The following is a 25,941-nucleotide window of genomic DNA, read 5'->3' as shown; positions in this document are numbered from 1 at the left end:
GCTCAGGACCGGTCGAACAGGTTCCCGGTGGGGATCTTCGGTCGGGCCAGGTCGTGCGGGTCGGCCGCCCGGGCACCGGCGTAGATGGCGGCGGTGCGCTCGGCGATCGTCGGCCACGCGAAGTCGGTCCGCAGCCGTGCCCGTGCCGCGCGTGCCCGGCGCCGGGCGGCCCGCGGGTCGGCGAGCGCCCGGTCGACGGCGTCGGCGATGCCGGGCAGGTCTCCGGGTGTGAAGGCGAGGCCGGTCTCGCCGTCGCGCACGACCTCGCCGAGCCCGCCCGCGGTGGAGGCGACGAGCGTCGCCCCGACGGCGGCGGCCTCCAGCGCGACGATCCCGAACGGCTCGTACCGGCTCGGCAGGACGACGGCGTCGGCGGCGCGCAGCAGTGCGGTCAGGTCGGCGTCGGGCAGGTGGCCGAGGAAGTCCACCGACCGTCTGACGCGGTGCGCGGCGGCGCGCTCGGCCAGCATGGCGGCCTGTGTCCCGGTCCCGGCGACCAGCAGCCGGGTGCCGGGGTGGCGGCGCCGGATCCGGGGCAGCGCCGCGATCAGGTCCTGCACGCCCTTCTCGAACTCCAGCCGTCCGAAGTAGACCAACCGCGGCCCGGACGACGACGGCACCGGCGCGGCCCCGCGGGTGCGCCAGCGACCGGGGTCGATGCCGTTGTGCACCACGTGCACGTCGTCGGCGTCGAGGTCGTAGAGGGCGGCCACCTCGGCCCGCATCGCGGACGAGCAGGTGATCACCTCGTCCGCCCGCTGCGCGAGCCACCACTCGGTGGAGTGCACCTGACGGTTCATCGGGCCCGGCAGCCAGCCGGAGTGCCGTCCGGCCTCGGTGGCGTGCAGCGTCGTCACCAGCGGGACGCCGAGCACGTCGGCCAGCGCGATCGCCGGGTGCGCGACCAGCCAGTCGTGGGCGTGCACGACGTCCGGCCGCCAGCCGGGCAGCAGCGCCGTCAGCGCGTGCCGCAGCAGGCCGTGCCCCATGCCGAGGGTCCAGGCGACGAGATCGGTGCCGAACTCCAGGTGCGGCGGGTCCTCCGCGACGCGCAGCACCCGGACACCGTCGACCGTGTCCGTGACGGTCGGGTGGGTGCCGGCGTCGGTCCCGGCGGGGGCCCGCGACAGCACGACGACCTCGTGCCCGAGCACGACGAGCTCGCGGGCCAGCGCGTGCACGTGCCGGCCCAGCCCGCCGACGACGACCGGCGGGAACTCCCAGCTGACCATCAGCACCCGCATCCGGAGATCCTGGCAAACGCCCCCGGGGCCGGTTACCCCCGGGTAGTCGGGAGCCCTCCGGGCGCGGCCAGGTCCCGGGCGTCGACGTGCCCGAACACCGGCGCCGTGGCGTCCGTCCAGTGCGCGGCGCGGCGTCCGGCCGCGCGTCGCCGTCCCGCGCGAAGCAGGCCGGACAGCTCGGCGACCCGCCCGGCGTGCGTCGCGGAGCGGGACCGGGCGTAGTCCGCCGCGGAGTCCTTGCTGACCATGAACGCCCAGTCGCTGGACAGCGCGTGCAGCGCCTGGTCGACGAGCAGGTCCGCGAGCGGGTCGCGGGCATCGGGCCGCAGCAGCGGGCCGTCGCCGGGAAGCACGGTGTCGACGCCGGCGAGCAGGTCGCGCTGGACGTCGTCGTTGCGGGCGACGACATCCGCGACCTGCGGCCCCGCCCAGACCCGCCAGTCCTTGCCGGACCCCCACGAGCACTCCGGCAGCGTCACCGGGTCGCCGACGAGGCCGTCGTCGATCGCGCCGCCGAGCGTCCGCACCGCGACCCCGGCCTCGGGCAGCAGCCGCAGCACCGCGGCGAGCCAGTCCGGACCCTCCTGCCACCAGTGCCCGAACAGTTCCGTGTCGAAGGCCGCGACGGTGAGCGCGGGCCGCCCGGTCGTCCCACGCAGCGCTCGCAGCCGGGCGACGACGGTGTCGACGAAGTCCCGGGCGTCCCGCTGCACGGCTCGGGCGGCGAGGCCGGGGAAGTACGGCTTCTTCCGCTCGGACGGCACCCGGCGGCCGGTCACCCGGGCCGGTTTGAGCCCGGACGCGTGGTCCCAGGTGTGGAAGTCGCGGTACTCGGCGGAGCCCGGGTAGCCCTTGCGCGGCGACCACACCCGGTAGGTGACGTCGAGGTCGCGGCCCACGCAGAGGACGTCCGAGTCACCGACGGGGCGGGCCAGGGCGGTGTCCCCGCGCAGCGCCGGGCCGTCGACGAGGAACCGGCCGACGCCCGCCGTCGCGTAGTCGTGCTCCATCCCCGGCGCGTAGCCACACTCGGGCGCCCAGATCCCGGCCGGACGCGACCCGAGTCGCAGCGCGTGGTCGGCCAGGCCGGCGCGCAGCGAGAACCGCCGGACCCGCGGGTCCAGGAGCGGCTGGAACGGGTGCGCGGCCGGCCCGCCGAGCAGCTCGACGGCGCCGGAGTCCCGCAACGACCGCAGCGCGGGCGAGCCGCCGTGCCGCCAGTGCGCCTCGAACTCCGCCGTCGCCGTCGTCGACAACCGGTGCTCGTGCGCGGCGAGATCGGGCAGCCGTCCGGCGGCGGAGTGCGCCCGCAGCGTCCAGCCGCCCAGCCAGTCGTGCACCCCGCGCAGGCAGTACGGGTCGTCGAGCTGCGCGGCCAGCACCGGGGTCACGCCGAGCGTGGCGAGCTCCCCACGCCCCTCGGCGGCCAGCTCGCGCAGCGTCGCCACCACCGGGAGGTACGACTGCGCCCACGACTGGTAGAGCCACTCCTCGCCCACCGGCCAGCGCCCGTGCCGGGCCAGCAGCGGCAGGTGCGAGTGCAGGACCAGGCAGAACGTGCCGACGCGCGCGTCCGTCACGGGCGGGCCGCGTGGGTCGTGCGGGTCGTGCGGGTCGTCGCCGACACGAGCAGGTCGAGAGACCCCGCGAGGTCGCGGTCGTGCAGCTCGAAGTCCGCGGCCCGGACCGCCGCGACGTCGGCGGTCAGCTCCGCCGGCCACGGCTCGCCGGAGAGCGCGAGCGCGGTCTGCGCCTCGATCAGGCCGCCGTGGCGTTCGTCCATCGCGCGCAGCCGCGGACCGTGGTGCAGGCCGCGGACGCCGACATCGTCGAACCCGGCGTCGCGGGTCATTCCGGCCAGCTCGTCCGGGTCGAGCTCGCGGGTGTGGAACGGGTTCAGCGGGGTGTCCCGGCCGGGGGAGAAGGTGATCCGGTTCGGGGTCGAGACCAGCAGCCTCCCGCCCGGGCGCAGCACCCGGCGGCACTCGCCGAGGAACCGCTCCTGGTCCCACAGGTGCTCGATGACCTGGAGGGACACGACGACGTCGACCGAGGCGTCCGGCAGCGGCAGCGCCACCAGGTTCGCCCGGGCCACCGTCACGCGCGGGTACCGGGCGCGGACGTGCGCGACCGTCGCCGGGTCGTAGTCGAGGGCCAGCACCCGGTGCGCCGTACCGGCGAGCAGGTCCGCGCCGTAGCCCTCGCCGCAGCCGGCCTCCAGCACCGTCGCGCCGTCGCAGTCCGCGGCGATCGCCTCGTAGACGACCTCGTGGCGGCGGAACCAGTAGTTCTCGACGGCGAGCCCCGGCACGGTCCGCTCGCCGGTGAGGGGCAGCGGATCCACCCGGGCGGCGCCCACGTCCGTCATCGCCCGCACCCCGCGCCGTTCGCCGCTTCCGGACGACGGTCGTCGCCGGCGACGCCGAGTCGATCAGGGGAGGTGTGGCCGGTGGACGGACCGGCCGACGGGTGGCTGCTCACGCTCGGAACGGTGTCAGACCGGCCCTGCCCCGCGTACGCCCGGGCTGGCCGCACCCGCCCGGACGCACCGCCCCCGCCCGGACGCACCGCCCCCGCTCGGATGCACCGCCCCCGCTCGGATGCACCGGACCTGCCCGGACACGCAGCACCTGCCCGGCGCAGCCGCACAGGCTCGGGCGCAGCCGCACAGGACTCTCGACCTCCGAGCGGCCTAGCGCCCTCACAGCCGCACAGGCTCAGGCGCTCCCGCACAGGTTCGAGGGCCGTCGCACAGGTTCCAACCGGTGCGGGGGCAGGTGAACCTGTGCGGTTCGCTTCGCGGCGATGTCTCGGGGTCACGGAGTCGCGATGCAGCGACGGCAGGTCGGGCCCGGCGGGCTGTTCAGCGATGCCAGCCGCCTGCCGCGCAGGCTCGCCACGGCCCGCCTCGACCTCGGTCTGATCCTGACCCGCGCCCGGCGACCGGACGAGGCCGCGGCACTCGCGACGTGCCGGAGGTGGCCGAGCTGCACGCTCGGCGACGCGCCATCGCCCCGTAGCGGCCGCACCGGCTGGGGCGCTGCCGCACAGCCGGGCGCTGCCGCACAGCCGGGCGCTGCCGCACAGCCCGGGCGCTGCCGCACGGCCCGGGCGCTGCCACACAGGCCGGGCGCTGCCGCACAGGTTCGGGGGCGGCCGCACGACTTCGAACCTGTGCGGCTGCCCGCGACCCTGTGCGGCTACCGGCGAACATGTGCGGGTGCCCGCGAAGGTGTGCGGCGCGGCGTGGCGACGGCTCCGGTGCGGAAATCCGGACGCGGAGGGCAACGTCCGGGCCCTCCCGGACGTCCTCGGATCGGGGGGACCCGACGCCGAGGAGGACGCACAGCATGCGCGAGACGCTCACCGACGAGGGGACGCTGTCCCTCACGATCACCGGCCGGACCGGGTCGTGGCTGGTCTCCGGGGTGCTGGGCGACGAGGACCTCGACCTGCAGGGCATGGACGACGCCGCACTGGCCGACATGCTGCGCGCACTGCTGCCCACCCGTTCGGCGCCGACCTCCGGCCTCGAGACGGCCGCCGGGTCCGAGTGCCAGGGGGCCGGTGCGCCCGTCCCCGCGGCACCACGGCGCGGCCGGCACCGCCGGGCCGGCTGAGCACCGCCGAGCGTTTGTGCGCCGCGGCCGGCCGAGTGTCACCGGGCCGGGGCCGGCCGAGCGCCGCCGGGCCGGCTGAGCGCCGGCGGCACGGGCTCCCGGCGCGCTACGCCGCCGTCGTCACCCGGTCGGTTCACCTGCCACGGACACGACGCCGCCGACGTCGTTGCGCAGCCACGCCAGCAGCGTGCCGTCGTCGAGCGTCAGCGGCACCTCCGGCCCGCCCCACCCCAGACGGGTGGTCGGCCGGTACGCCAGCGCGTCCTCGAGCATCGCGGCGAGACCCTCGGTCGCGCGGACCGTCGTCCCGTCGTGCTCGACCGTCCGGCTGCCCGGAACGTCCTCGTCGGCGTGCGCGCCGGTGCTCAGGACGTAGCCGGTTCCCAGACGGTCGTCGAACCCCGTCACCTGCACGTCGGCTCCTTCCTGCCGGTGCGTGAGGTGCCGACGGTAGCGAAACCCGTCCCCCGTCCCGCGGACGCGCGGTGTGACGTCGTGCGTGACGACGGTGACGAGTGCCGCCCGTGAGTACGGTCACGGAGCCGGCACGTTTGCCAGGTGGCTACTCGTTGGTAACAATGAACGTCACAGTGGCACGGCGTGCCATTACGGCACGACGCTGGCAGAGTCATCGGCTACATGGCGGGCGCGACGCCGCGGCCCACCCCCGCTCCTGCCGGAGCGCGCGGCGCAGCACCGTCACGGTGACGCGATGCGGGTACGGCCCCGGACCACCGGGACCGGCCCGCTGGACGAGGACGACGCGGCCTGTGCACGAGCCCAGGCCGCCGCGGCAGGAGGTCGAAGAGGTCCTATGAAGATCGTGGCCCTGGTGAAGCAGGTGGCCGACACCTACTCGGAGCGGAAGCTGTCCGACTCCGACCACACCCTCGACCGTGAGGGGACCGAGGCGGTCATCGACGAGATCAACGAGCGTGCCGTGGAGCAGGCCCTCCTGGTGAAGGAGGCGGCCGGCGAGGGCGAGGTCGTGGTCGTGTCGATCGGCCCGGACCGCGCCACGGACGCGATCCGCAAGGCGTTGTCGATGGGCGCGGACTCCGCGGTGCACCTGTCCGACGAGGCGATCCACGGTTCGTGTGCGGTGCAGACCGCTCGCGCGCTGACGAAGCTGATCGGCCGTCAGGAGGGCTGGGACCTGGTCATCGCCGGGAACTCGGCCTCGGACGGTCAGATCGCCGCGGTGCCGGCGATGGTCGCCGATCTGCTCGGTGTGCCCGCGTTGACGTGGGCGAACGAGCTGTCGGTGTCCGGGTCGACGGTGACGGTGAAGCGGGAGACCGACGACGGTGTGACGCACCTGTCGGCGGAGCTGCCGGCGGTGGTCGCGGTCGGTGAGAAGTCCAACGAGCCGCGCTACCCCTCGTTCAAGGGGATCATGGCGGCGAAGAAGAAGCCGGTGGAGAGCCTCGATCTGGCCGGTGCCGGGATCGACGCCTCCGAGGTGGGTCTGGCGAACGCGCTGACCACGGTGACCAGCTCGGCGCCGAAGCCGCCGAAGCAGGCCGGCGAGAAGGTGACCGACGAGGGCGACGGCGGCGCGAAGATCGCCGAGTTCCTGGTCGGTCAGAAGCTCATCTGATCCGGGTTTCGGTTCCTGCTTCTTCTTCGTAATTGGAGACATACGACATGGCAGAGGTCCTGGTACTCGTCGACCACACCGACGGGGAGATCAAGAAGACCACCTACGAGATGCTGACCGCGTCGCGGGCGCTGGGTGCGCCCTCGGCCGTGGTGGTGGGTGCCGCCGGGGTGGCGGACAAGCTGGCCGACGGGCTGGCCGAGCACGGCGCGGAGAAGATCTACGTCGCCGAGACCGACTCGACCGACTTCCTGGCCCCCGAGGTCGGGGTGCTGGAGTCGCTGGTCGGGTCGGTGAGCCCGGCGGCGGTGCTGGTCGTCGCGGCGGCCAACGGCAAGGAGGTCGCCGGCCGGCTGGCGGTGCGCACGAACTCCGGGCTGCTGTCCGACGTGGTCGGCGTGACCGCCGACGGCGTCCAGCACTCGATCTTCGGTGGTGCCTACACCGCGGAGGCGAAGGCGAACACCGAGCACCCGGTGATCACGGTGCGTCCGGGTGCGGTCGACATCGAGGCCTCGGCCGGTGCGGGTGCGCGGGAGACCGTCGAGGTCCCGGCGCCGTCCGGGCGTCAGGCCACGGTGACCGGTCGTGAGCCGATCACCGGTGGGTCGCGTCCGGAGCTGACCGAGGCGACGGTGATCGTCTCGGGTGGTCGTGGTGTCGGTTCGGCCGACGACTTCACCGTCGTGGAGGGTCTGGCCGACTCCCTGGGTGCGGCCGTGGGCGCTTCGCGTGCGGCGGTCGACTCGGGCTACTACCCGCCGCAGTTCCAGGTCGGGCAGACCGGTAAGAGCGTGTCGCCGCAGCTCTACATCGCGCTGGGCATCTCGGGTGCGATCCAGCACCGGGCCGGGATGCAGACCTCGAAGACGATCGTCGCGGTGAACAAGGACGAGGAAGCACCGATCTTCGAGATCGCCGACTACGGCATCGTCGGTGACCTGTTCAAGGTCGCCCCGCAGCTGCAGGAGGAGGTGACGAAGCGCAAGAGCTGACGCTTCGTCCCACGACGACGCCCGGGTGCCTGGTGCACCCGGGCGTCGTCGTGTGTGGGAGGCCCGTTCACCTGCTCCTACCTGCGACGACACCGCGGACGGGTGAGTCGGGCGGCGTTCACGTGGCCGCCACCGCCGTGTCGACGCGGAACCGTCCGGGTGTCGCGCGCGGCCGGTACCAACACCCGCGTGAACCAGGTGATCGTCTCGACCCCGGAGACCGCGGCCCGGCGGTACTCCCTGCTGCTCACGACCGACGCCGGTGACGTCGCCGCGGCGCAGGCGCTGCGCCACCGGGTGTTCGCCGACGAGATCGGCGCGACGCTGGACACCCCGGTGCCCGGCCGCGACGTCGACCGCTTCGACGAGTTCTGCGACCACCTCGTCGTCCGCGAGGACGCGACCGGCGAAATCGTCGGCACCTACCGGATGCTCCCGCCCGACCGGGCGCGCGCGGCCGGCGGTCTCTACGCCGACGACGAGTTCGACCTCACCGCGCTGGACCCGCTGCGCCCGGAGCTGGTGGAGACCGGCCGGTCCTGCGTGCACCCCGACCACCGGGGCGGTGCCGTCGTCGGGCTGGCGTGGGCGGGCATCGCCCGCTACATGTTCCTCACCGGGCACCGCTGGCTGATCGGCTGCGCCAGCGTCCCGCTCGACGACGGCGGCGCGCAGGCCGCCGGCGTCTGGGACCGGGTGCGGGCGAAGCACCTCGCGCCGCCCGAGTACCGGACGACGCCGCGCCGTGGCTGGGACCCGGCCGGCGCCACGCGGCACCGCACGACGACGATCCCGCCGCTGCTGCGCGGCTACCTGCGCCTCGGGACGTGGGTGTGCGGGCCGCCGGCCCACGACCCGGACTTCGGCGTCGCCGACTTCCCGGTGCTGCTGGGGATGGACCACATCGACCAGCGCTACCTGCGGTTCTTCCTCGGCGAGTCGGACGGTGCCGGGGCGGCCGCGGGACCCGCGGCATGACGCTCACCGCCGGCGCCGCCGGCGCCGCCCGTACCGCCGGGCCGCCCCCGGCTCTGCGCACCCCGGCGCACCACCCGGCCCGCGCGGCCCTGCGCACCCCGGTCCCCACCGCCCCCGACGACACCGACCACCCGACCCACCCGGCCGAACCGGCGTCGGTGCGCCGCCCGGGCGGGCCCTGCACCCCCGACGACTGCCTGCCGGCCCGTGCGACGACCGGACGGTTCCGGCTGGTCTACCGCACCGTCCTGCTGCTGGCCGTGCTCGTCGCCGCCGTCCCGCTGGTCCCGGCCGCGGCGCTGCTCGGCGCCCGGGTGCTCGGCGCGGTCCTGCGGTCCCTGCACCGGGCGGTGCTGCGCGCGGCCGGGGTGCGGCTGGTCGTCCGCGGCGGGCCGCTGCGCCCCGGCGACGGGCGGGGCGCACTCGTCGTGGCCGACCACACGTCCTGGATCGACATCCCGGCGCTCGGCGCGATCGGCCCGGTCACGATGCTCGCCAAGCGGGAGGTGCGCGACTGGCCGCTGATCGGCCTGCTGGCCACCCGGATCGGCACCCTGTTCGTGGACCGGGAGGGACTGTCCCGGCTGCCCGGCACGGTCGCGGCGACCGCGGACGCGCTGCGCGAGGGCACCCTGGTCGGGGTGTTCTCGGAGGCGACGACCTGGTGCGGGGCCGTGCGCGGCGACTACCGGCGTGCGCCGTTCCAGGCGGCGATCGACGCGGGCGTCGCGGTCCGGCCGGTGACGGTCTCCGTCACCACCACGGACGGCCGCCCGACCACGGCCGCCGCGTTCGTCGGCGAGCAGACCCTCGGCGACGCCGTCGGCCGGGTGCTGCGGCTGCCGGGGCTGGTCTGCGAGGTCACGGTCGGGGAGCTCGTCGAGCCCGGGGTGGACGACCGGCGGGCGCTGGCGGCCCGCGCGCGGGACCGGGTGCGGCACGGGCGATAGCACGCGCGGGCCCCGGGCGAGCGGCACGGTCGTACACCACGGGATTACCCTGGAGTCCGATGACGTACCTGGACCACGCGGCGACCACACCGATGCTGCCCGCTGCCGTCGCCGCCATGAGCGACGCGCTCGGCCGCACCGGCAACGCGTCGTCGCTGCACTCGTCGGGCCGGCGGGCCCGGCGCGAGGTCGAGGAGGGGCGCGAGCGGATCGCCGCGGCGGTCGGGGCGCGCCCGTCCGAGGTCGTGTTCACCACCGGCGGTACCGAGAGCGACAACCTCGCGGTCAAGGGGTTGTACTGGGCCCGCCGCGCGGAGGACCCGCGCCGGACCCGCGTGCTCGTCTCGTCGGTCGAGCACCACGCCGTGATCGACGCCGCCGAATGGCTCGCCGCGCACGAGGGCGCCAGGCTCCGGCTGCTCGAGGTCGACCCCGCGGGCCGGGTCCGCCCGGAGACGCTGCGCGCCGCGCTCGCCGAGGACCCGAAGGGCACCGCCCTGGTCTCGGTGATGTGGGCGAACAACGAGGTCGGCACGGTCAACCCGGTGCGCGAGCTCGCCGCGGTGGCGCACGAGTTCGGCGTGCCGTTCCACACCGACGCGGTCCAGGCCGTCGGGATCCTCGACGTCGACTTCGGCGCGTCGGGCGTTGACACGCTCACCCTCACCGGGCACAAGCTCGGCGGGCCGTACGGGGCCGGGGCGCTGCTGCTCGGCCGCGAGGTCGACTGCACCCCGCTGCTGCACGGCGGCGGCCAGGAGCGCGACGTGCGGTCCGGGACCCTCGACGTCCCGTCGCTGGTCGGGCTGGCCACCGCCGTCACCGAGTCGGTCGCGTCGGCCCCGCGCCGTCGCGCCGAGCTGGCCGCGCTGCGCGACGAGCTGGTCGACGCGGTCCGCGCGGCGGTGCCGGAGGCCGTCCTGAGCGGCGACGCACTCGACTCCCGGGTCGACGGCGGCCCCGGCCGGCTCCCGGGCAACGCGCACCTCGCGTTCCCCGGCTGCGAGGGCGACAGCCTCCTGATGCTGCTCGACGCGCACGGGATCGACTGCTCCACCGGATCCGCCTGCACCGCAGGCGTCGCGCAGCCCAGCCACGTGCTGCTCGCGATGGGTGCCGACGAGCACACCGCACGCGGGTCGCTGCGGTTCTCCCTCGGGCACACCAGCACCCGCGCCGACGTCGCCGCCCTGACCGAGGCGATCGGCTCGGTCGTCGAGCGGGCGCGGAAGGCCGGACGCGCCCCCGCCGCGGTCACGGGCTGATCCGATGCGGGTCCTCGCTGCGATGAGTGGCGGTGTCGACTCCGCGGTCGCCGCCGCGCGTGCCGTCGCCGCCGGGCACGACGTCGTCGGGGTGCACCTGGCGCTGTCCCGCACCCGCGACGCGATGCGGTCCGGTTCCCGCGGATGCTGCTCCAAGGAGGACTCGGCGGACGCCGCGCGCGCCGCCGACGTGCTCGGCATCCCGTACTACGTGTGGGACCTGTCCGAGGAGTTCGCCCGGGACGTGGTCGACGACTTCGTCGCCGCGTACGCCGCGGGCGAGACGCCGAACCCGTGCCTGCGCTGCAACGAGAAGATCAAGTTCGCGGCCGTGCTCGACAAGGCGCTCGCGCTCGGGTTCGACGCCGTCTGCACCGGTCACTACGCCCGGCTCGACCCGGCGGTGCCGTCGCTGCGGCGCTCGGCCGACGCGGACAAGGACCAGTCCTACGTCCTCGCGGTGCTGCGCGCGGACCAGCTGCGGCACGCGATGTTCCCGGTGGGGGACACCCCCAAGCCGGAGATCCGGGCCGAGGCCGAGCGGCTCGGGCTGCGGGTCGCCGGCAAGCCGGACAGCCACGACATCTGCTTCATCCCGACCGGCGACACCCAGGGCTTCCTGCGCGAGCGGCTCGGGTCGCAGCCGGGCGAGCTGGTCGACGCCGGCACCGGCGACGTCCTCGGCAGCCACGACGGTGTGCACGGCTTCACCGTCGGGCAGCGCAAGGGGCTCGGCATCGACCGTCCCGCCGCCGACGGCCGTCCCCGCTACGTGCTCGGGATCGAGCCGGTCAGCGGCACCGTCCGGGTCGGGCCCGAGTCCGCGCTGGACGTCTCCGGCATCACCGCCCGCAGCCCGGTCTGGACCTCCGGTGGCGCTCCGGACGGGCCGTTCGGCTGCGTCGTCCAGGTCCGCGCGCACGGCGGGATCGCTCCCGCCGAGGTGACGCCGTCCGGTCGTGGCGACGACGGCGTGGACGGCGTCGAGATCGCCCTGGCCGAGCCGCTGCGCGGGGTCGCGCCGGGGCAGGCCGTCGCGTTCTACCACCCCGACGACGACGGCGATGTCGTCCTGGGCAGCGCGACGATCACCGCCACCTCCTGAGGCCCCTGCTCTCAACGAGAGCACTGCTCTTGCTTTTGTGTGCCGATGAGAGAACACTGCTCTCATGACGAATCAGTGCTCTCACAGTCACTACCTCGCACCCGGACGGTTCACTAGGTACGTGATGAACCCGCTGGTCGCGGGCCTCACTCGGCTCGGGATCCCGCTCGCCGGCTCGGCGGTGCTCGGTGTCCGCGGGCGTCGTTCGGGCGAGGTCCGGACGGTCCCGGTCACCCCGATGCGCCTCGACGGCGCCCGCTACCTCGTCGCGGCCCGCGGTGAGACGCAGTGGGTGCGGAACCTGCGCGTCGCGGGGGAGGCGGAGGTGACCGTCGGGCGCCGGTCCGAGAGAGTCACCGCGACCGAGCTGACCGACCCGGCCGCTGTCGTCCCGGTGCTCCGCGAGTACCTGCGCCGCTGGGCGTGGGAGGTCGGCGCGTTCTTCGACGGTGTCGGCGCGGACTTCTCCGACGAGGAGCTCGCCACCGCGGCGCACCGGCACCCGGTCTTCGTGCTCGCCCGCCCCTGAGACCGCGCGGCCGCCGCGGATCGGTGGGACGCTGCGGCCATGGGCGATCACCACTACCGCGCATCCGGTCTCCTGTCCCGGCGCCTGCTCAACCCGGTGGTCGCGGCGCTGGCCGAGCGCGGCGCCCCGGTCGGCGGAGCGGTCGTGCTCGCGGTCCCGGGCCGGGTGACCGGCCGGGTCCGCACGGTCCCGCTCACCCCGGTGACGATCGACGGCCGCCGCTATCTGATCTCCCCGCGCGGGGAGACCGACTGGGTGCGGAACCTGCGCGCCGCCGGTGGGGTCGGCGCACTGCGCGCCGGTGGCGAGCCCGAACGGGTCCGGGCCGTCGAGCAGGGCGTGGAGGCGGCCGTCCCGGTCCTGCAGGCGTACGTGCGCGGCCTCGGTCGCGGCGCAGGGCTCCTGTTCGACGACATCACCGCCGGCTCCACCGAGGCCGAGGTCGCCGCCGCGGCGCCCCGCCACCCGGTGTTCGAGCTGACCGCCGCAGGCTGAGCGCTGCAGCCTGGGCGCCGCCGCCGGCCGGCTGCGGCACAGCTGCCCGGCGAGGTCGGGGGTACACCCTCCGTGAAATCGCTGCCTCGGGCAGCGATCTCGTGGGAGGGGAGCTGTCAGTGCCGGGCTCGGCGGGCCCGCGCTGCCCCTCCGACCGATTCGCGACCAGCGACCAGCGACCAGCCCGGGGTGTACCCCTCGTGGATTCGCTTCCTCGGGCAGCGATTCCGTCGATGGGCACCTGGTGCCTCCTCCCGCAGATCGCTGCCCGAGGAAGCGAATCCACAGAAGGTGCCGGTGGTGGGCGACGGTGCGGGGTGTCACGCGAACCCGCGCGCCACGCCACCCCACGGGTTCCTCGTCGCCGCCGCGGGGGAGACTGGATCCGTGAGTACCGACGACCCGCTGGCCGCCGCGCTCGCCGCCGCCGGGCTGGGCGACGTGCGACCCGGTGAGACCCGGCCGCCCGAACCCCGCATCGAGGTCGTGAGCGACGAACCCGAGCTGCCCGACGCCCCGCGCGCGCTGTGGCCCGAGGGGATCGGGACCGGCGTCGGGTCGCTGCCGGGGGCCGATCCGCGGGAGGCGTCCGCGCTGGTCACCGGCGAGACCCCCGACCTCCCCGCGCTGCCCGAGCTGCCGGCCCGCGGGGTCGGGGCCGACATGATCGGACGGACCGCCGGGCTGCTCGTGGACCTGGCCGTCGAGGTTGTCCCGACCGGCTGGCGGGTCACCGCGCGGCAGGGCCGCGACCTCCGGCGGGCCCGGGACCTGATGGCGGGCGATCTCGACGCGTTCGGCGACGCCTGCGACCGCAGCCGTCCCGCATGGGTGAAGGTCTCCGCCACCGGGCCGTGGACGCTCGCGGCCGCGGTCGAGCTGGCGTCCGGGCACCGGGTCCTCACCGACCGCGGCGCGGTGCGCGAGTTCGCGGCCAGTCTGGGCGAGGGGCTCCGCGCGCACGTCGCCGAGGTCACGGCGCGGACCGGGGCGTCCGTCGTCGTCCAGCTGGACGAGCCCGGGCTGCCCGCGGTGCTCGCCGGGTCGTTGTCGACCGCCTCCGGCTACGGCACCGTGCGCTCGGTGCCCGCGCCGGACGCGCAGGACCTCCTGCGCGAGCTGATCACCGGCATCGACGCCCCGGTCGTCGTGCACTGCTGCGCGGACCGTCCGCCGATCCGGTTGCTGGCGGGCGCCGGGGTCGCCGCCGTCGGGATCGACGCGACCCGGCCCGCGTTCGCCGGGACCACCGCGGAACCCCGCGCGCTCGACGCGATCGGCGAGACCTGGGACGAGGGGACCCCGCTGCTGCTCGGTCTGCTGCCCGGCACCGCGCCGGTCCGCGAGCCGGTCATCGGCGATCTCGCCCGCACCGGGTACGACCTGGCGGACCGGCTCGGTTTCGACCGGCCGCGCCTCGCGCGCCTGGCCGTCCCGACCCCGGCCTGCGGCCTGGCCGGTGCGACGCCGGAGTGGGCCCGCCGCGCCCTCGCCCTGTCCCGCGAGCTGGGCCGGGCCTTCGCCGACCCGGACGAGGTGCCCCCCGCCGGGTTCGGCGCCGGGAGCTGAAGCGCCGCGCAAGGTCGCGACGCCGTCGGTGGGCGCGGTCGGCCCCGGACGACGCTCGGGTGGGGTCGGGCCGTGCTGGCATGGCCGGCTCCTCGGCACGGAGAGAGCAACGACAGCAAGCGCCATCGGGCATTCTGAATTCACTAGTCACGCGAAGGGCGACGACGGCCCCGCCTGGACGATCGTCAGGAGGCGGTGCCCGCGGCCCGGCCGGAGCCGGCGTCGCCGGACTCGCCGAGCGCGTCGAGGATCAGCGTCTCGCCGTGCTCGGCGTGTTCGCGGGCGAGCCGCTCGGCCCGGTCGCCGTCGCCCGCGACGACCGCGGAGAAGATCGCGGCGTGGTCCTCCCAGACCCACTTCGGCGCGCTCCCGCGGAACAGCAGCTCACCCATCACCCGCTGGACGTTCCGCCAGATCACGCCGGCGCTCTCGACGAGCAGGGGATTGCCCGAGTGCTCGGTGACGAACCGGTGGAAGTCGATGTCGGCGGCCACCATCCGCGCGTAGTTCTTCTCGCGGTCCGCCGCCTGACCCTCTGCGACCAGGGCGAACCCGCGCGACGCCTCCTCCGCGGACAGGTGTCCGGAGGCGCTGCGGGCGGCGTAGCCGTCCAGCACGGCGCGCAGTCCGTAGAGGTGGCGGACGAAGTCGGCGTCGACCGGCGCGACCTCGAGACCGCGACGGCCGAAGTCGCGCAGCATGCCCTGGTTGCGCAGCAGCAACAGTGCCTGCTGGACCGGCTGGCGGGACACCGAGAAGCGCTCGGCGAGGTGCTCCTGCCGTAGCGGGGTGCCCGGTGTGAGCCGCCCGGTGCAGATGTCGTCGACGATCGCGTCGTAGACCTGCTGGACGCGTGAGGGTGGGGCGGGCAGGGCCGTCACGGCGGGCCGGCCTCCTTCCGCGTCGTCCGGTTTCCCCTGGTGGGCAACCACTTCAGATTACCGGGTGGGCGTTCATGATCCGCTTCCGGTTGACTTCTGAATTCAGTATGCGCATAGTGCGTGTCGTACGTCACCCGGTCGATGCCGCCCGAGGAGGCTGATCGATGACCGAGGAAGATCCGTCCACCGTCGCTGCACTGGTGGCCCGGTTCCTGTACGACCGCGGGGTGCGCCGCGTCTTCGGACTGCAGGGCGGGCACATCCAGCCGATCTGGGACCGGCTCGCCCGGCTCGGGGTCGCCATCGTCGACGTCCGCGACGAGGCCGCCGCCGTCCACATGGCACACGCCCACTCCGAGCTCACCGGCGAGATGGGCATCGCGCTGGCGACGGCGGGGCCCGGTGTCACGAACACCGTCACCGCGGTCGCCAACGCGTCCGTCTCGCGGATCCCGCTCCTACTGCTCGGCGGCTGCCCGCCGCGGCCGCAGGCCAACAAGCACCCGCTGCAGGACATCCCGCACACCGAGATCCTGCGGCCCGTCACCCGGCAGAGCCGCACCCTGCGGGTCGGCGACGAGGTGCTCCGCGAGCTCGACGAGGGCTGGTCCCGTGCGACCGGCGACGCCGCCGAGCCGGGGCCGGTCTACCTGGAGATCCCGACCGACGTGCTGCGGGAGACGGTGCCGCCCGCCGTCGTGCTCGACGAGCACCTGCGCGCACCCCGGCGCCGCCGCTCGCTGCCGCACTCCGACGACGTCACCGCTGTCGCCGAGCTGCTGCGCGGCGCCGAGAAGCCCGCCGTCATCACCGGCCGCGGGGCGCGCACGGCGCCCGAGGAGCTCGTCCGGTTCCTCGACGCCACCGGCGCCGCCTACCTCGACACCCAGGAAGGACGCGGGCTGGTCCCGCCCGGTCACCCGGCCGTCGTCGGGGCGTTGCGGAGCCGGGTGATGCGGGAGGCCGACCTGGTCGTCACCGTCGGGCGCCAGCTCGACTACCAGCTCGGGTTCGGGTCCCCGGCCGCGTTCCCGGACGCGCGGTGGGTCCGTGTCTCCGACTCGGCGGGGGGAGCTGCACGACAACCGGCGCGGCGAGGCCGAGATCCTCGCCGACGTCGGGAGCACCCTCGACGCGCTCGCCACGGCGGCCGCACCGGATCCGGACACCACCTGGCGGGACGGCCTGCGCAAGGCACACCTCGAACGGTTCGACGGCTACCGCGACGCGCTCGCCGCCACCCCGCCCGGCGGCGACGGCCGGATGCACCCGAACCACATCTTCGCCGCGCTGAACGACCTCGACCTCGACGGCGCGACCGTCGTCGCCGACGGGGGCGACCTGCTCAGCTTCGCGCGGCTCGGCGTCCCGTCCGTCGCCCGCTACCTCGACGCCGGCGCGTTCGGCTGCCTGGGCGTCGGCGTCCCGTTCGCGATCGCCGCGGCACTGGCGAACCCCGACCGGCCGGCGATCGCCGTCACCGGTGACGGGGCGTTCGGGATCAACGCGATGGAGGTCAACACCGCGGTCCGGCACGGCGTGCCGATCGTCGTGATCGTCTCCAACAACGCCGCCTGGAACATCGAGCGCTACGACCAGGCCGAGAACTACGGCCTCGTCGTCGGCACCGAGCTCGACGGCAACGACTACGCCGCGCTCGGCCGCGCGCTGGGTGCGCACGGGGAGCGGGTCACCGAGCCCGGGGAGATGGCCGGCGCGCTGGAACGTGCGCTGGCGAACGCACCGGCCGTGATCGACGTCGTGACCAGCCGCGACGCCCCGTCCCCGGACGCGGGCAAGGGCCTGGGCTGGGTCCCCGACTACCAGGCCCTCACCCCCTGGAACGACGCCGAGGTGAAGCGGAGGGAGTCCTGATGGGACAGATGGAGGAGTGGCACTTCCCAGCCGGCTACGACCAGTCGTACCTGCCGGACCGGGACAGCCCCTACTGGTTCCCGCACCGCGAGACGATGGACCCGGCCGAGCGCGACGCCGCCGTCCTCGTCCGGCTGCAGGAGGTCCTGCGCTACGCCTACGACACCTCGCCCTTCTACCGGCGCAAGTACGACGCCGCCGGCCTCGACGTCCGCGACGTGACGACCTGGGAGGCGTTCGAGCAGGTCCCCGTCGTCACCAAGCAGGAGCTGCGCGCCTCGCAGGAGAACGCGCCGCCCTTCGGCGACTACGTCTGCGTCGACGACTCCGAGCTGCACCACATCCACGGCACCTCGGGGACCACGGGGACGCCGACCGCGTTCGCGATGGGCCGCCGCGACTGGGAGGTCATCGCCGACAACCACGCCCGGATCCTCTGGGGGATGGGGGTGCGGCCGGGCGACACCGTCTTCGTCTCCGCGCTGTTCTCGCTCTACCTCGGTTCCTGGGGTGCGATGTCCGGTGCGGAACGCCTGCGCTGCAAGGTCTTCCCCTATGGGGCCGGTGCGTCGGGGATGACCGCGCGGGCGATGCAGTGGCTGGCCAGGACGCGTCCGAAGGCGTTCTACTCGACGCCGTCGTACGCGCTGCGCCTCGCCGAGGTCGCCCAGCAGGAGAAGGTCGACCCGCGCGAGTTCGGCATCGAGGTCATGTTCTTCTCCGGCGAGCCCGGCGCGTCGGTCCCCGCGGTGCGCGACGCGATCGGGTCCGCGTTCGGCACCCGGGTCGTCGACTGCGGGACGATGGCGGAGATGACGCCGTTCATGTCGGCGTCGGCCACCGAGGGCTCCCCGGAGGGGATGCTGCTCTGGCAGGACATCGTGTGGCACGAGGTCTGCGACCCGGCGAGCTTCCGCACCGTCCCCTACGGCGGCGAGGGCACCCCGGTCTACACCCACCTGGAGCGCACCTCGCAGCCGATGATCCGGCTCGCGTCGAACGACCTGACCCGCTGGGAGATGGGCACCAACGGCTGCGGGCGCACCTACCCGCGGCTCCCCGCAGACGTCTACGGCCGGATCGACGACATGATCCACATCCGCGGCGAGAACGTGTACCCGACCGAGATCGACAACGTCCTCCGCGGGGTCAGCGGCTACGCGGGCGAGCACCGGGTGCTCGTCACCCGCACCGGGTCGATGGACGAGATCGTCGTCCGCGCGGAGTGCGGGTCCGGGGCGGACGAGTTCGTCCGCGTGGCCTCCGACGGGCTGCAGCGCGTCGTCGGCCTGCGGGTCGGCGTCGAGGTGGTCGCCCCCGACACCTTCGAACGCAGCGAGCACAAGGCCCGCCGGGTCATCGACGAGCGCGCCCACACGAAGCGCTGAGCACCGCCGGCAATACCGAGCACACCGACAAGGAGGTCGTATGTCCACCCCGCACACCCTCACCCTCGACGCCGACGCCCGCACCGCCGACCGGGCCGCGATGTTCGTCGACGGCGAGTTCGTCCCGGCGGCCGCCGGGGCCACGTTCCCGACCGTCGACCCCAACACCGGCCGCACCATCGCGGAGGTACCGCGGGCCGACGGAACGGACGTCGACCGGGCGGTCGCCGCGGCCAAGCGGGTCGCCGTCGAGTGGCAGTTCACCGACGCGATCGCCCGCGCCGCGCTGCTGCGCAACCTGGCCGCGCTGGTCACCGAGCACGCCGACGAGCTCGCCCGCCTGGAGGCGCTCGACTCCGGGCACTACCTGGCCAAGGCCCAGGAGCTGATGGGCGCGATCCCGCTCTGGCTCGACTACTGGGCGAGCCTGGCCGACAAGGTCGGCGGCCGGACCATCGAGGTACCGGGCAACAAGCTGTCCTTCACGATCCTCGAGCCGCTCGGCGTGACCGCGCACATCGTGCCGTGGAACTACCCGCTGCTGATCATGGTGCGGTCCTGCGCCCCAGCACTGGCCCTGGGCAACACCTGCGTGGTGAAGCCCGCCGAGGACACGTCGCTGTCCGCGCTCAAGTTCGCCGAGCTGGTCAAGGAGGCGGGCTTCCCGGACGGCGTGTTCAACGTCGTCACCGGCTACGGCACCGAGGCCGGGGCCTCGCTGGCCGCGCACCCGGACGTCGCGGGCATCACCTTCACCGGCTCCACCGAGACCGGGAAGACGGTCGCGAAGCTGGCCGCCGACCACGTCGCGCAGGTGAACCTGGAGCTCGGCGGGAAGAGCCCGACGGTCGTGTTCCCGGACGCCGACCTCGACGACGCCGTCGAGGCCGCGGTGCAGGGGTTCTGCTCGCACACCGGGCAGGTCTGCGTCGCCGGTACCCGGCTGTTCGTGCACGCCGACGTCCGCGACGAGTTCCTCACCCGGCTCACCGCGCGCCTCGACCAGACGCAGGTCGGCGACGGGTTCGCCGACGGCACCCAGATGGGCCCGCTGGTCTCGCAGAAGCAGTACGACCGGGTCCGCTCCTACATCGAGATCGGCAAGTCCGAGGCGACGCTGCACTACGGCGGCGGGCGCCCCGACGGCGTCGGCGACGGCGGCTACTTCGTCGAGCCGACGGTGTTCGTCGACGTCGCCCACGACGCCCGGATCGCCCGGGAGGAGATCTTCGGCCCGGTCGCGTCGGTGCACACCTGGACGACCGAGGACGAGCTGGTCGAGGCCGCCAACGACAGCATCTACGGCCTGTTCGCGGTGCTGCTCGGCTCGGACGTGAAGCGGCTGCTGTCCACGGCGCGGCGGCTGTAGGTCGGCGGAGTGATGATCAACGACTGGTTCGGGGAGCTGCCGATGACCCCGCACGGCGGACACAAGCAGTCCGGCACCGGCCGCGAGGAGGGCCTGGAGGCCGTCCACGGCTACACCCAGGTCAAGCACGTGAGCATCAATCTCGACGACTCGCTGCGCGCGGGCACCGACTGGGCCGGCGCGCCCCTGTGACGTGCTTCCCGACGAGGAGGAGGACATCGTGAACGACGCACTGGGCGAGAAGCCCGCCCCGTTCGGGGCTCCCGGGACGACCCTCGAACCCGGCGAGGGCGGCGGCTACTTCGAGTCGGGCCGCCCGCGCCTCGGTGGCCTGGAGCAGCCGATCGCGTTCAGCGACCTGCAGGCCGCGGTGATCGACGCGGCGGCCGACACCGTCATCCCGCCGGACCCGGCCTGGCCGACGGCGAGCGAGGTCGGTCTCGTGGCCTTCGTCGGCCGTTACGTGACGCCGACCGGCTACCGGAACAAGCACTTCCCGTTCGCCGAGGAGGACGACTTCAAGGCGGGTCTGGACCGGCTCGGACAGTCCTTCGTGGACGGTGACGCGGCCGCCCGCACCGCGGCCGTCGCGGCGCTGGAGGAGGCGGAGGACCCGCTGTTCGAGCGGCTGCGGGCGCTCGTCTACTACCGCTACTACTCCCGGCCCGTCGTGACGCTGGCGATCCGGCGCAACCTGCCCGCCGGCCGCGACTACCACGGCCCGCCGCTGCCCTACGGCTATCTCGCCACGACCGAGCCCTGGGACTCCGAGACCCTCGCCCAGGCCAGCGAGCACGGCGAGTACCTGGAGACCGAGCAGGTCACCCGCGTCGACCTGTCCCAGCTCACCTGGACGAAGTGAGGAGACGACCATGACCGGATACGAGGAGACCGACGTCCTGGTCATCGGCGCGGGCCCCGGCGGCGCCGGGATCGCGCTGAAGCTCGCCAAGGCGGGCATTAAGGTGGTCTGCCTGGAGCAGGGCCCGTGGGTCAAGCCCGGCGAGCATCCCCACTACCACGACGAGTGGGAGCTGGAGAAGCAGCGCGGATGGGCCTACGACCCCAACGTGCGCCAGCTGCCCGAGGACTACCCGGTCACCGGGACCACGACGCCGTACATGATGAACAACGTCGGCGGCTCGACCGTGCACTACGCCGGGCACTGGCCCCGGTACAAGCCGGTCGACTTCCGCAAGGGCACCGAGCACGGCCTCGAGGGCACCATCGACTGGCCGATCAGCTACGAGGACCTCGCCCCGTTCTACGACGAGAACGACGAGATCTACGGCATCTCCGGCCTGATCGGCGACCCGTCCTACCCGGACCGGAAGAACGCCGTCCGTGACCCGAGCGTGCTGCCCGGCAAGCTCGGGCTGAAGTACGCCAAGGCCTCGCGCGACCTCGGCTGGCACTGGTGGCCGTCGGACAACGCGATCATCACCAGGCTGCGGGAGAACCGCGAGGCGGACGCGGCCATGGGCAACGAGCTGTCCGGCAGCCCGACCGGTTCACTGTCCACACCGGCCAACGCGCACTGGCCCTACGCCATCCGGCACGGGGCGGACCTGCGCACCATGGCCCGCGTCGAGACGATCAACGCCGCCGGCGGCCGCGCGACCGGCGCGACCTACCTCGACCGGAACACCGGTCAGCGGCACGAGATCCGGGCGAAGATCGTCGTGCTGGCGGCGAACGGGATCGGGTCGCCCCGGCTGCTGCTGCAGAGCGCCCAGAAGGGACATCCGGACGGGCTGGCCAACTCGAACGGGATCGTCGGCAAGTACCTGATGCACCACGTCTTCGCGTTCTGCGACTCGTGGTTCGACGAGCCCATCGAGGGCTTCAAGGGCAGCTTCGGCGCCCCGCTGTACTCGCACGAGTTCTACCACACGGACATGAGCCGCGGATTCGTCAACGGTTTCGGCATGCAGGTGGCACGCAGCTTCGGACCGGCCTACGCCGCGATGGGCACGCACACCGGCTACACCGCACCGTGGGGTGCGACGCACCGCGAGTTCTTCGACTCCCACTTCGCGAACCACCTGATGGTCTTCATGTTCGGTGAGGATCTGCCGGTGGAGACCAACCGGGTCACCCTCGACCCGGACGTGAAGGACTCGTCCGGGCTGCCGGCCGCGCACGTCGACTACGACCTGCACCCGAACGACGTCGCGCTCGCGCAGTACGGCATCGAGAAGATCTTCGAGGCCACCCGGGCGGTCGGTGCGGTCGAGACCAACGACACCGGGGTGCTCTACCCGCCGCCGGGCTGGCACCTGATGGGGGCCTGCCGGATGGGCAACGACCCGGGCGACTCGGTGCTCAACAAGTGGTGCCAGACCTGGGACGTGCCGAACCTGTTCGTCGTCGACGGCAGCACGCTCACCACCGGCGCCGCCGTCAACCCGACGAGCACGATCGGCGCGCTGTCCCAGCGCTCCGGCGAGTACATCAAGCGCAACTTCGACGCGATCGTGGCGCAGAAGGTGACGCCCTCGAACGCCGCCGCGCCGACAATGTAGGCGGCTTCGCCGCTCGTGAGTGCTTTTCGTGGCCAGAGCCACGACAACCACTCACGAGCGCGGAGCGCCTCAGTTCAGCTTGCGGGTGTCCGTGGGGAGGCCGCCGCCGTCGTAGACGTCCTCGGCGAGCTCCGCCAGTGCCGTGAGCGCGACGTTCTGGCTCCACGGCCCGTAGGACACGCGCGCCACGCCGAGCTCCTGCGCGGTCTTCAGCGGGATCGAGCCGGGGATGCCGATCAGGTTGACCCTGCGCTCGCCGAGGGCCTCGACCAGGCGCCCGACCTGGGTCTCGTCGAGCTTGCCGGGCACGAAGAAGTTCGACGCGCCCGCGTCGAGGTAGGCCTTCCCGCGCTCGATCGCGTCGGCCAGCACGGCCTCCGGGTCCTTGTCCCCTGCCTTCAGGAACGCGTCGGTGCGCGCGTTCAGCACGAAGTCCACGCCCGCCTTCTCGGTCGCGGCGACGACCGCCTCGACGGCCTTCACCGACTCCGCGAGCGGCTTGACCTGGTCCTCGAGGTTGCAGCCGACGATGCCGACGTCGATCGCCCTGGCCACCGTGCCACCCGGGTCGCCGTATCCGGCTTCCAGGTCCGCGGTCACTGGCAGGTCACCGGCGGTCCTCGCGATCAGCCCGACGGCGGCGATCATCTCGTCACGGGGGATGTTCTCGCCGTCCTCGTAGCCGTGCGCCGCGGCGATGCCGTGGCTGGCGGTCGCGAGCGCGGTCGTCCCGGGGGTGTCCGCGACGACCCTGGCGGTGATCGCGTCCCACACGTTGACGACGAGCAGCAGCTCCGGTGCGGCGTGCAGATCCTGCAGCCTGGACGCCTTCTCGGCGGTGGAGGTCATGTCGCCACCGTAGGCCCGGGGACCGGCGGGCGCCCGCGATCGGGCACTCCCCTCGGGACGGTGGATCGGTTCACCCGCGCCGGGGCGTACCCAGAACTGTGGATCTCCGCGGTCGCGGCCAGCGGTGGACGGGGTGGGGGCCCGATCCTGTGCCGATGCCGCACGACCGCCCCTCCGCCCCACGACCGTCCGCCACACCGAGCGGCGGTCTCGGGGTGTCCGCGCTCGTGCTCGGGGTCCTCGGCGCCGTCTTCGTCGCGATCGCCGTGGCGTACTCGATCGTCGCCCCGCTCACCGTCGCCGGGCTGGCGCTGGTCTCGGTCGGTGTCGTCCTGACGCTCGCCGGGCTCGTCCTCGGCACGATCGGCGCGACCCGCGGGAGTGCGCGGGCGAATCGCGCCGCGATCTCCGCGGCTGGCGTCTCGGTCGCCGGGCTCGCCGGCGGGCTGATCTGGCTGGCCGCCTTCGTGATCACGACGCTCACCGGGCCGGTCCCGGTCGTCGCCCAGTACATGGGGGGCACCCCTGCCTGCGCGCCCCCGACCTGCCACGCCCCCTGACGTCACCGCGGGGTACGCGGGCGCCGATCCGGTGGTGCGCGAGTGATCTGCGGCGGCTCCGGGCACCCGGGTCGGGCACGTCCCTGACACACGACCGACCCGGGAGGCCGCCGTGCCCGAGTTCCCCGCCATCCACCATCTCGCCCTGTCGGTGACCGACCTGCAGGTCAGCGAGCCGTGGTACGTGAAGCTGATCGGCGCCGAGCCGGCCATGACGCTGTCCGACGGGCCGTTCCCCCGGCGGGTGTTCGCGCTGCCGTCCGGGCAGCTGCTCGGCCTGACCCGGCACGACGACGTCGACGGCGGCGACTCCCTCTCGCCGTCCCGTCCGGGGATGGACCACGTCGGCTTCGGCGTCGGCGACCGGTCCGAGCTGGAGCAGTGGCGGGACCACCTCGACGCCGCCGGCATCGCCCACGACGGGATCACCGAGGCGGACTACGGGCTGGCGCTGTCGTTCAAGGACCCGGACGGCAACGCACTGGAGTTCTTCGTCCTCGCGGCGTGAGGGGAGGGTGCCGGCGGGACCGGCTCAGGAGATCGACGATCCCGCCGGCATGGCCTCGAACCGCAGGTCCGGGAACTTCCTCTGGATGATGTCCATCCGCCACTTGTTGCTGAACAGCGCCAGGTACTCGCCGTCGGAGTCGCGGCGCAGCACCTCGCACTCGGACTGCGACGACAGCGCGTCGACCGCGGCCTGCTCGGTGAGCCGCGCGATCTGGTACGGCAGCCGGTCCAGCAGCACCGGCGCGTTGAACTCGGTCTCCAGCCGGCCGGTGACGACGTCGAACTGCAGCGGCCCGACCGCCGCGAGCACCGGCGCCTGGTCGCCGCGCAGGTCCGAGCGCAGGATCTGGATGACGGCCTCGTTGCCGAGCTGCTCGATGCCCCTGCGGAACTGCTTGTACTTGCCGGCGTCCTTGGCGCGGATGACCGCGAAGTGCTCCGGCGCGAACGCGGGGATCGACGGGAACTCCACCGGCCCCGACGCGTAGAGCGTGTCGCCGGGGCGCAGCGCGGTCGCGTTGACCAGGCCGACGATGTCACCCGGGAACGCCTCCTCGACCGTCCTGCGCTCGGAACCGAACACCGACTGCGCGTACTTGGTGGCGAACGGCTTGCCGGTCGTCGCGTGGGTGAGCACCATGCCGCGCTCGAACCAGCCCGAGCAGATCCGCAGGAACGCCATCCGGTCCCGGTGCGCCTTGTCCATCCCGGCCTGCACCTTGAACACCAGCCCGGAGGTCGGGGCGCTCAGCGGCCGGTCCTCGCCGTCGACGTCCGGCCGGGCCGCCGGTGCCGGCGCGAGATCGACGAGCGAGTCGAGCAGCCGGGCCACCCCGATGTTCGACAGCGCCGACCCGAACAGCACCGGCGTCGCCGCCCCGGAGAGGAAGTCCTTCTCGTCCCAGGTCGCGCCGATCTCGTCGAGCAGCCCCAGCTCGTCCTGCGCGGCCTGCCAGTACTCCGGCTCCTGCGCGGCGATCGTGTCCGTGTCGACGGCCGTCGCGGTCGCCTTGGTCGCCCCGCCGGCCGCACGGGTGAAGGCCGTGTAGGCGCCCGTGTCGCGCTCGATCAACCCCTTGAACTGGCCCGCGATCCCGAGCGGCCAGGTCAGCGGCATCGGGCGCAGTCCGATGGTCTGCTCGACCTCGTCGAGCAGTTCCAGGGCCTCCCGGCCGGGCCGGTCCCACTTGTTGACGAAGGTGACGATCGGGACGCCGCGGGACCGGCAGACGTCGAACAGCTTGAGGGTCTGCGGCTCGAGGCCCTTGGCCGCGTCGAGCAGCATCACCGCGGCGTCGACGGCGGCGAGCACCCGGTAGGTGTCCTCGGAGAAGTCGCCGTGGCCGGGGGTGTCGAGCAGGTTGATCACGCAGTCGCGGTAGGCGAACTGCAGCACCGCCGACGACACCGAGATGCCGCGGGCCCGCTCCATCTCCATCCAGTCCGACGTCACGCCCTTGCGGCCGGACTTGCCGTGCACCGCGCCCGCCGAGTCGATGACCTCGGCGTGCAGGGCGAGGGCCTCGGTGAGGGTGGACTTGCCGGCGTCGGGGTGGGAGATGACGGCGAAGGTGCGCCGGCGCGCGGTCTCGCCGATGACATGGGCGTCCTGCGGGTCGGTCACCGTTCCATCC

25 protein-coding genes and 2 pseudogenes are annotated in these 25,941 nt (G+C 73.8%); 19 read left to right on the top strand and 8 right to left on the bottom strand.

What is annotated here, in order from left to right:
- Positions 1 to 2 precede the first annotated feature (2 nt).
- Genes Ae150APs1_RS10195 through Ae150APs1_RS10185 form a run of 3 tightly spaced genes read right to left on the bottom strand, consistent with a single transcriptional unit; the run spans position 3 to position 3,612 of the window.
- Positions 3 to 1,244, bottom strand: coding sequence for a glycosyltransferase family 4 protein (locus tag Ae150APs1_RS10195; RefSeq protein WP_075297188.1), 1,242 nt, complete (start codon positions 1,242 to 1,244; stop codon positions 3 to 5).
- A gap of 32 nt (positions 1,245 to 1,276) precedes the next feature.
- Positions 1,277 to 2,824, bottom strand: a complete 1,548-nt coding sequence (locus tag Ae150APs1_RS10190; RefSeq protein ID WP_075297186.1) for a glycoside hydrolase family 57 protein — start codon at positions 2,822 to 2,824, stop codon at positions 1,277 to 1,279.
- On the bottom strand, positions 2,821 to 3,612 hold the full coding sequence (locus Ae150APs1_RS10185) for a class I SAM-dependent methyltransferase (protein WP_075301939.1): 792 nt from the start codon (positions 3,610 to 3,612) through the stop codon (positions 2,821 to 2,823). The genes Ae150APs1_RS10190 and Ae150APs1_RS10185 overlap by 4 nt, the downstream gene beginning before the upstream one ends.
- 982 nt (positions 3,613 to 4,594) lie before the next feature.
- Here Ae150APs1_RS10185 and Ae150APs1_RS10180 point away from each other — a divergent pair.
- On the top strand, positions 4,595 to 4,864 hold the full coding sequence (locus Ae150APs1_RS10180; RefSeq protein ID WP_075297184.1) for a hypothetical protein: 270 nt from the start codon (positions 4,595 to 4,597) through the stop codon (positions 4,862 to 4,864).
- Between the two features lie 120 nt (positions 4,865 to 4,984).
- Here Ae150APs1_RS10180 and Ae150APs1_RS10175 read toward each other — a convergent pair whose 3' ends face one another.
- Positions 4,985 to 5,278, bottom strand: a complete 294-nt coding sequence (locus Ae150APs1_RS10175; RefSeq protein ID WP_010232470.1) for a hypothetical protein — start codon at positions 5,276 to 5,278, stop codon at positions 4,985 to 4,987.
- Positions 5,279 to 5,678: 400 nt separating this feature from the next.
- Here Ae150APs1_RS10175 and Ae150APs1_RS10170 point away from each other — a divergent pair, with 400 nt between their 5' ends.
- The 9 genes from Ae150APs1_RS10170 to Ae150APs1_RS10130 all read left to right on the top strand — a co-directional run bounded on the left by Ae150APs1_RS10170 (position 5,679) and on the right by Ae150APs1_RS10130 (position 14,350).
- The gene (locus Ae150APs1_RS10170; protein ID WP_010232469.1) at positions 5,679 to 6,464 is read left to right on the top strand and encodes an electron transfer flavoprotein subunit beta/FixA family protein; all 786 of its coding nucleotides are present in this window, start codon (positions 5,679 to 5,681) and stop codon (positions 6,462 to 6,464) included.
- A gap of 47 nt (positions 6,465 to 6,511) precedes the next feature.
- Positions 6,512 to 7,459 (top strand): electron transfer flavoprotein subunit alpha/FixB family protein, encoded by a 948-nt coding sequence (locus Ae150APs1_RS10165; RefSeq protein WP_075297182.1) that lies wholly within the window; start codon positions 6,512 to 6,514, stop codon positions 7,457 to 7,459.
- 198 nt (positions 7,460 to 7,657) lie between these two features.
- Positions 7,658 to 8,437 carry a GNAT family N-acyltransferase gene (locus tag Ae150APs1_RS10160; protein ID WP_082399305.1) on the top strand — a complete coding sequence of 260 codons (780 nt, stop codon included), beginning with the start codon at positions 7,658 to 7,660 and terminating at the stop codon, positions 8,435 to 8,437.
- Positions 8,434 to 9,387, top strand: a complete 954-nt coding sequence (locus Ae150APs1_RS10155; RefSeq protein WP_139316859.1) for a lysophospholipid acyltransferase family protein — start codon at positions 8,434 to 8,436, stop codon at positions 9,385 to 9,387. Before Ae150APs1_RS10160 ends, Ae150APs1_RS10155 begins: the two co-directional genes overlap by 4 nt.
- A gap of 59 nt (positions 9,388 to 9,446) precedes the next feature.
- On the top strand, positions 9,447 to 10,652 hold the full coding sequence (locus Ae150APs1_RS10150) for a cysteine desulfurase family protein (RefSeq protein ID WP_075297180.1): 1,206 nt from the start codon (positions 9,447 to 9,449) through the stop codon (positions 10,650 to 10,652).
- A 4-nt stretch (positions 10,653 to 10,656) separates the two neighbouring features.
- On the top strand, positions 10,657 to 11,757 hold the full coding sequence (mnmA, locus tag Ae150APs1_RS10145; RefSeq protein WP_075297178.1) for a tRNA 2-thiouridine(34) synthase MnmA: 1,101 nt from the start codon (positions 10,657 to 10,659) through the stop codon (positions 11,755 to 11,757).
- Positions 11,758 to 11,821: 64 nt separating this feature from the next.
- Entirely contained in the window at positions 11,822 to 12,286 is a 465-nt protein-coding gene (locus Ae150APs1_RS10140) for a nitroreductase family deazaflavin-dependent oxidoreductase (protein ID WP_075297176.1), read from the top strand.
- Positions 12,287 to 12,325: 39 nt separating this feature from the next.
- On the top strand, positions 12,326 to 12,781 hold the full coding sequence (locus Ae150APs1_RS10135) for a nitroreductase/quinone reductase family protein (RefSeq protein WP_075297174.1): 456 nt from the start codon (positions 12,326 to 12,328) through the stop codon (positions 12,779 to 12,781).
- 387 nt (positions 12,782 to 13,168) lie between these two features.
- A complete protein-coding gene (locus Ae150APs1_RS10130; protein WP_170918069.1) occupies positions 13,169 to 14,350 on the top strand; it encodes a methionine synthase in 1,182 nt (393 codons plus the stop codon).
- 185 nt (positions 14,351 to 14,535) lie between these two features.
- On the opposite strand, the gene Ae150APs1_RS10125 is transcribed toward Ae150APs1_RS10130, so the two are convergent.
- Positions 14,536 to 15,231, bottom strand: a complete 696-nt coding sequence (locus tag Ae150APs1_RS10125) for a GntR family transcriptional regulator (protein ID WP_010242538.1) — start codon at positions 15,229 to 15,231, stop codon at positions 14,536 to 14,538.
- A gap of 227 nt (positions 15,232 to 15,458) precedes the next feature.
- On the opposite strand from Ae150APs1_RS10125, the pseudogene Ae150APs1_RS34615 reads away from it, so the two are divergent.
- Positions 15,459 to 15,686, top strand: a pseudogene (locus Ae150APs1_RS34615) (thiamine pyrophosphate-binding protein); the annotation flags it as partial.
- A 3-nt stretch (positions 15,687 to 15,689) separates the two neighbouring features.
- Here the strand turns inward: Ae150APs1_RS34615 and Ae150APs1_RS34610 are convergent.
- Complete coding sequence (locus tag Ae150APs1_RS34610; RefSeq protein ID WP_349289920.1) at positions 15,690 to 16,151, bottom strand: hypothetical protein; 462 nt, start codon at positions 16,149 to 16,151, stop codon at positions 15,690 to 15,692.
- Here Ae150APs1_RS34610 and Ae150APs1_RS34605 point away from each other — a divergent pair.
- From Ae150APs1_RS34605 to Ae150APs1_RS10100, 6 genes and pseudogenes are all read left to right on the top strand, one after another.
- The gene (locus tag Ae150APs1_RS34605; RefSeq protein ID WP_349289907.1) at positions 16,038 to 16,718 is read left to right on the top strand and encodes a hypothetical protein; all 681 of its coding nucleotides are present in this window, start codon (positions 16,038 to 16,040) and stop codon (positions 16,716 to 16,718) included. The two genes, Ae150APs1_RS34610 and Ae150APs1_RS34605, sit on opposite strands and share 114 nt — an antisense overlap.
- Positions 16,642 to 17,106: a thiamine pyrophosphate-dependent enzyme gene (locus Ae150APs1_RS34600; RefSeq protein WP_349289906.1), complete on the top strand. Its 465-nt coding sequence runs from the start codon at positions 16,642 to 16,644 to the stop codon at positions 17,104 to 17,106. The genes Ae150APs1_RS34605 and Ae150APs1_RS34600 overlap by 77 nt, the downstream gene beginning before the upstream one ends.
- Positions 17,106 to 18,494, top strand: a complete 1,389-nt coding sequence (locus Ae150APs1_RS10115) for a phenylacetate--CoA ligase family protein (protein WP_249266287.1) — start codon at positions 17,106 to 17,108, stop codon at positions 18,492 to 18,494. Before Ae150APs1_RS34600 ends, Ae150APs1_RS10115 begins: the two co-directional genes overlap by 1 nt.
- A 40-nt stretch (positions 18,495 to 18,534) precedes the next feature.
- Positions 18,535 to 20,055: pseudogene (locus Ae150APs1_RS10110) on the top strand (aldehyde dehydrogenase family protein).
- Between the two features lie 28 nt (positions 20,056 to 20,083).
- The gene (locus Ae150APs1_RS10105) at positions 20,084 to 20,725 is read left to right on the top strand and encodes a gluconate 2-dehydrogenase subunit 3 family protein (protein ID WP_075301931.1); all 642 of its coding nucleotides are present in this window, start codon (positions 20,084 to 20,086) and stop codon (positions 20,723 to 20,725) included.
- A 10-nt stretch (positions 20,726 to 20,735) separates the two neighbouring features.
- Entirely contained in the window at positions 20,736 to 22,388 is a 1,653-nt protein-coding gene (locus tag Ae150APs1_RS10100) for a GMC family oxidoreductase (protein WP_075297172.1), read from the top strand.
- Between the two features lie 69 nt (positions 22,389 to 22,457).
- On the opposite strand, the gene Ae150APs1_RS10095 is transcribed toward Ae150APs1_RS10100, so the two are convergent.
- Complete coding sequence (locus tag Ae150APs1_RS10095) at positions 22,458 to 23,237, bottom strand: isocitrate lyase/phosphoenolpyruvate mutase family protein (RefSeq protein ID WP_075297170.1); 780 nt, start codon at positions 23,235 to 23,237, stop codon at positions 22,458 to 22,460.
- A 215-nt stretch (positions 23,238 to 23,452) separates the two neighbouring features.
- Between Ae150APs1_RS10095 and Ae150APs1_RS10090 the strand changes: the two genes are divergently transcribed.
- Positions 23,453 to 23,797: a hypothetical protein gene (locus tag Ae150APs1_RS10090; protein ID WP_075297168.1), complete on the top strand. Its 345-nt coding sequence runs from the start codon at positions 23,453 to 23,455 to the stop codon at positions 23,795 to 23,797.
- A gap of 112 nt (positions 23,798 to 23,909) precedes the next feature.
- Positions 23,910 to 24,305, top strand: a complete 396-nt coding sequence (locus tag Ae150APs1_RS10085) for a VOC family protein (protein ID WP_075297166.1) — start codon at positions 23,910 to 23,912, stop codon at positions 24,303 to 24,305.
- A gap of 24 nt (positions 24,306 to 24,329) precedes the next feature.
- On the opposite strand, the gene Ae150APs1_RS10080 is transcribed toward Ae150APs1_RS10085, so the two are convergent.
- Positions 24,330 to 25,931: a peptide chain release factor 3 gene (locus Ae150APs1_RS10080; protein WP_075297164.1), complete on the bottom strand. Its 1,602-nt coding sequence runs from the start codon at positions 25,929 to 25,931 to the stop codon at positions 24,330 to 24,332.
- Positions 25,932 to 25,941 lie beyond the last annotated feature (10 nt).

This window comes from Pseudonocardia sp. Ae150A_Ps1 (assembly GCF_001932315.1).
Classification (GTDB): Bacteria; Actinomycetota; Actinomycetes; order Mycobacteriales; family Pseudonocardiaceae; genus Pseudonocardia.
This window is presented reverse-complemented; position numbering and strand designations above follow the sequence as displayed.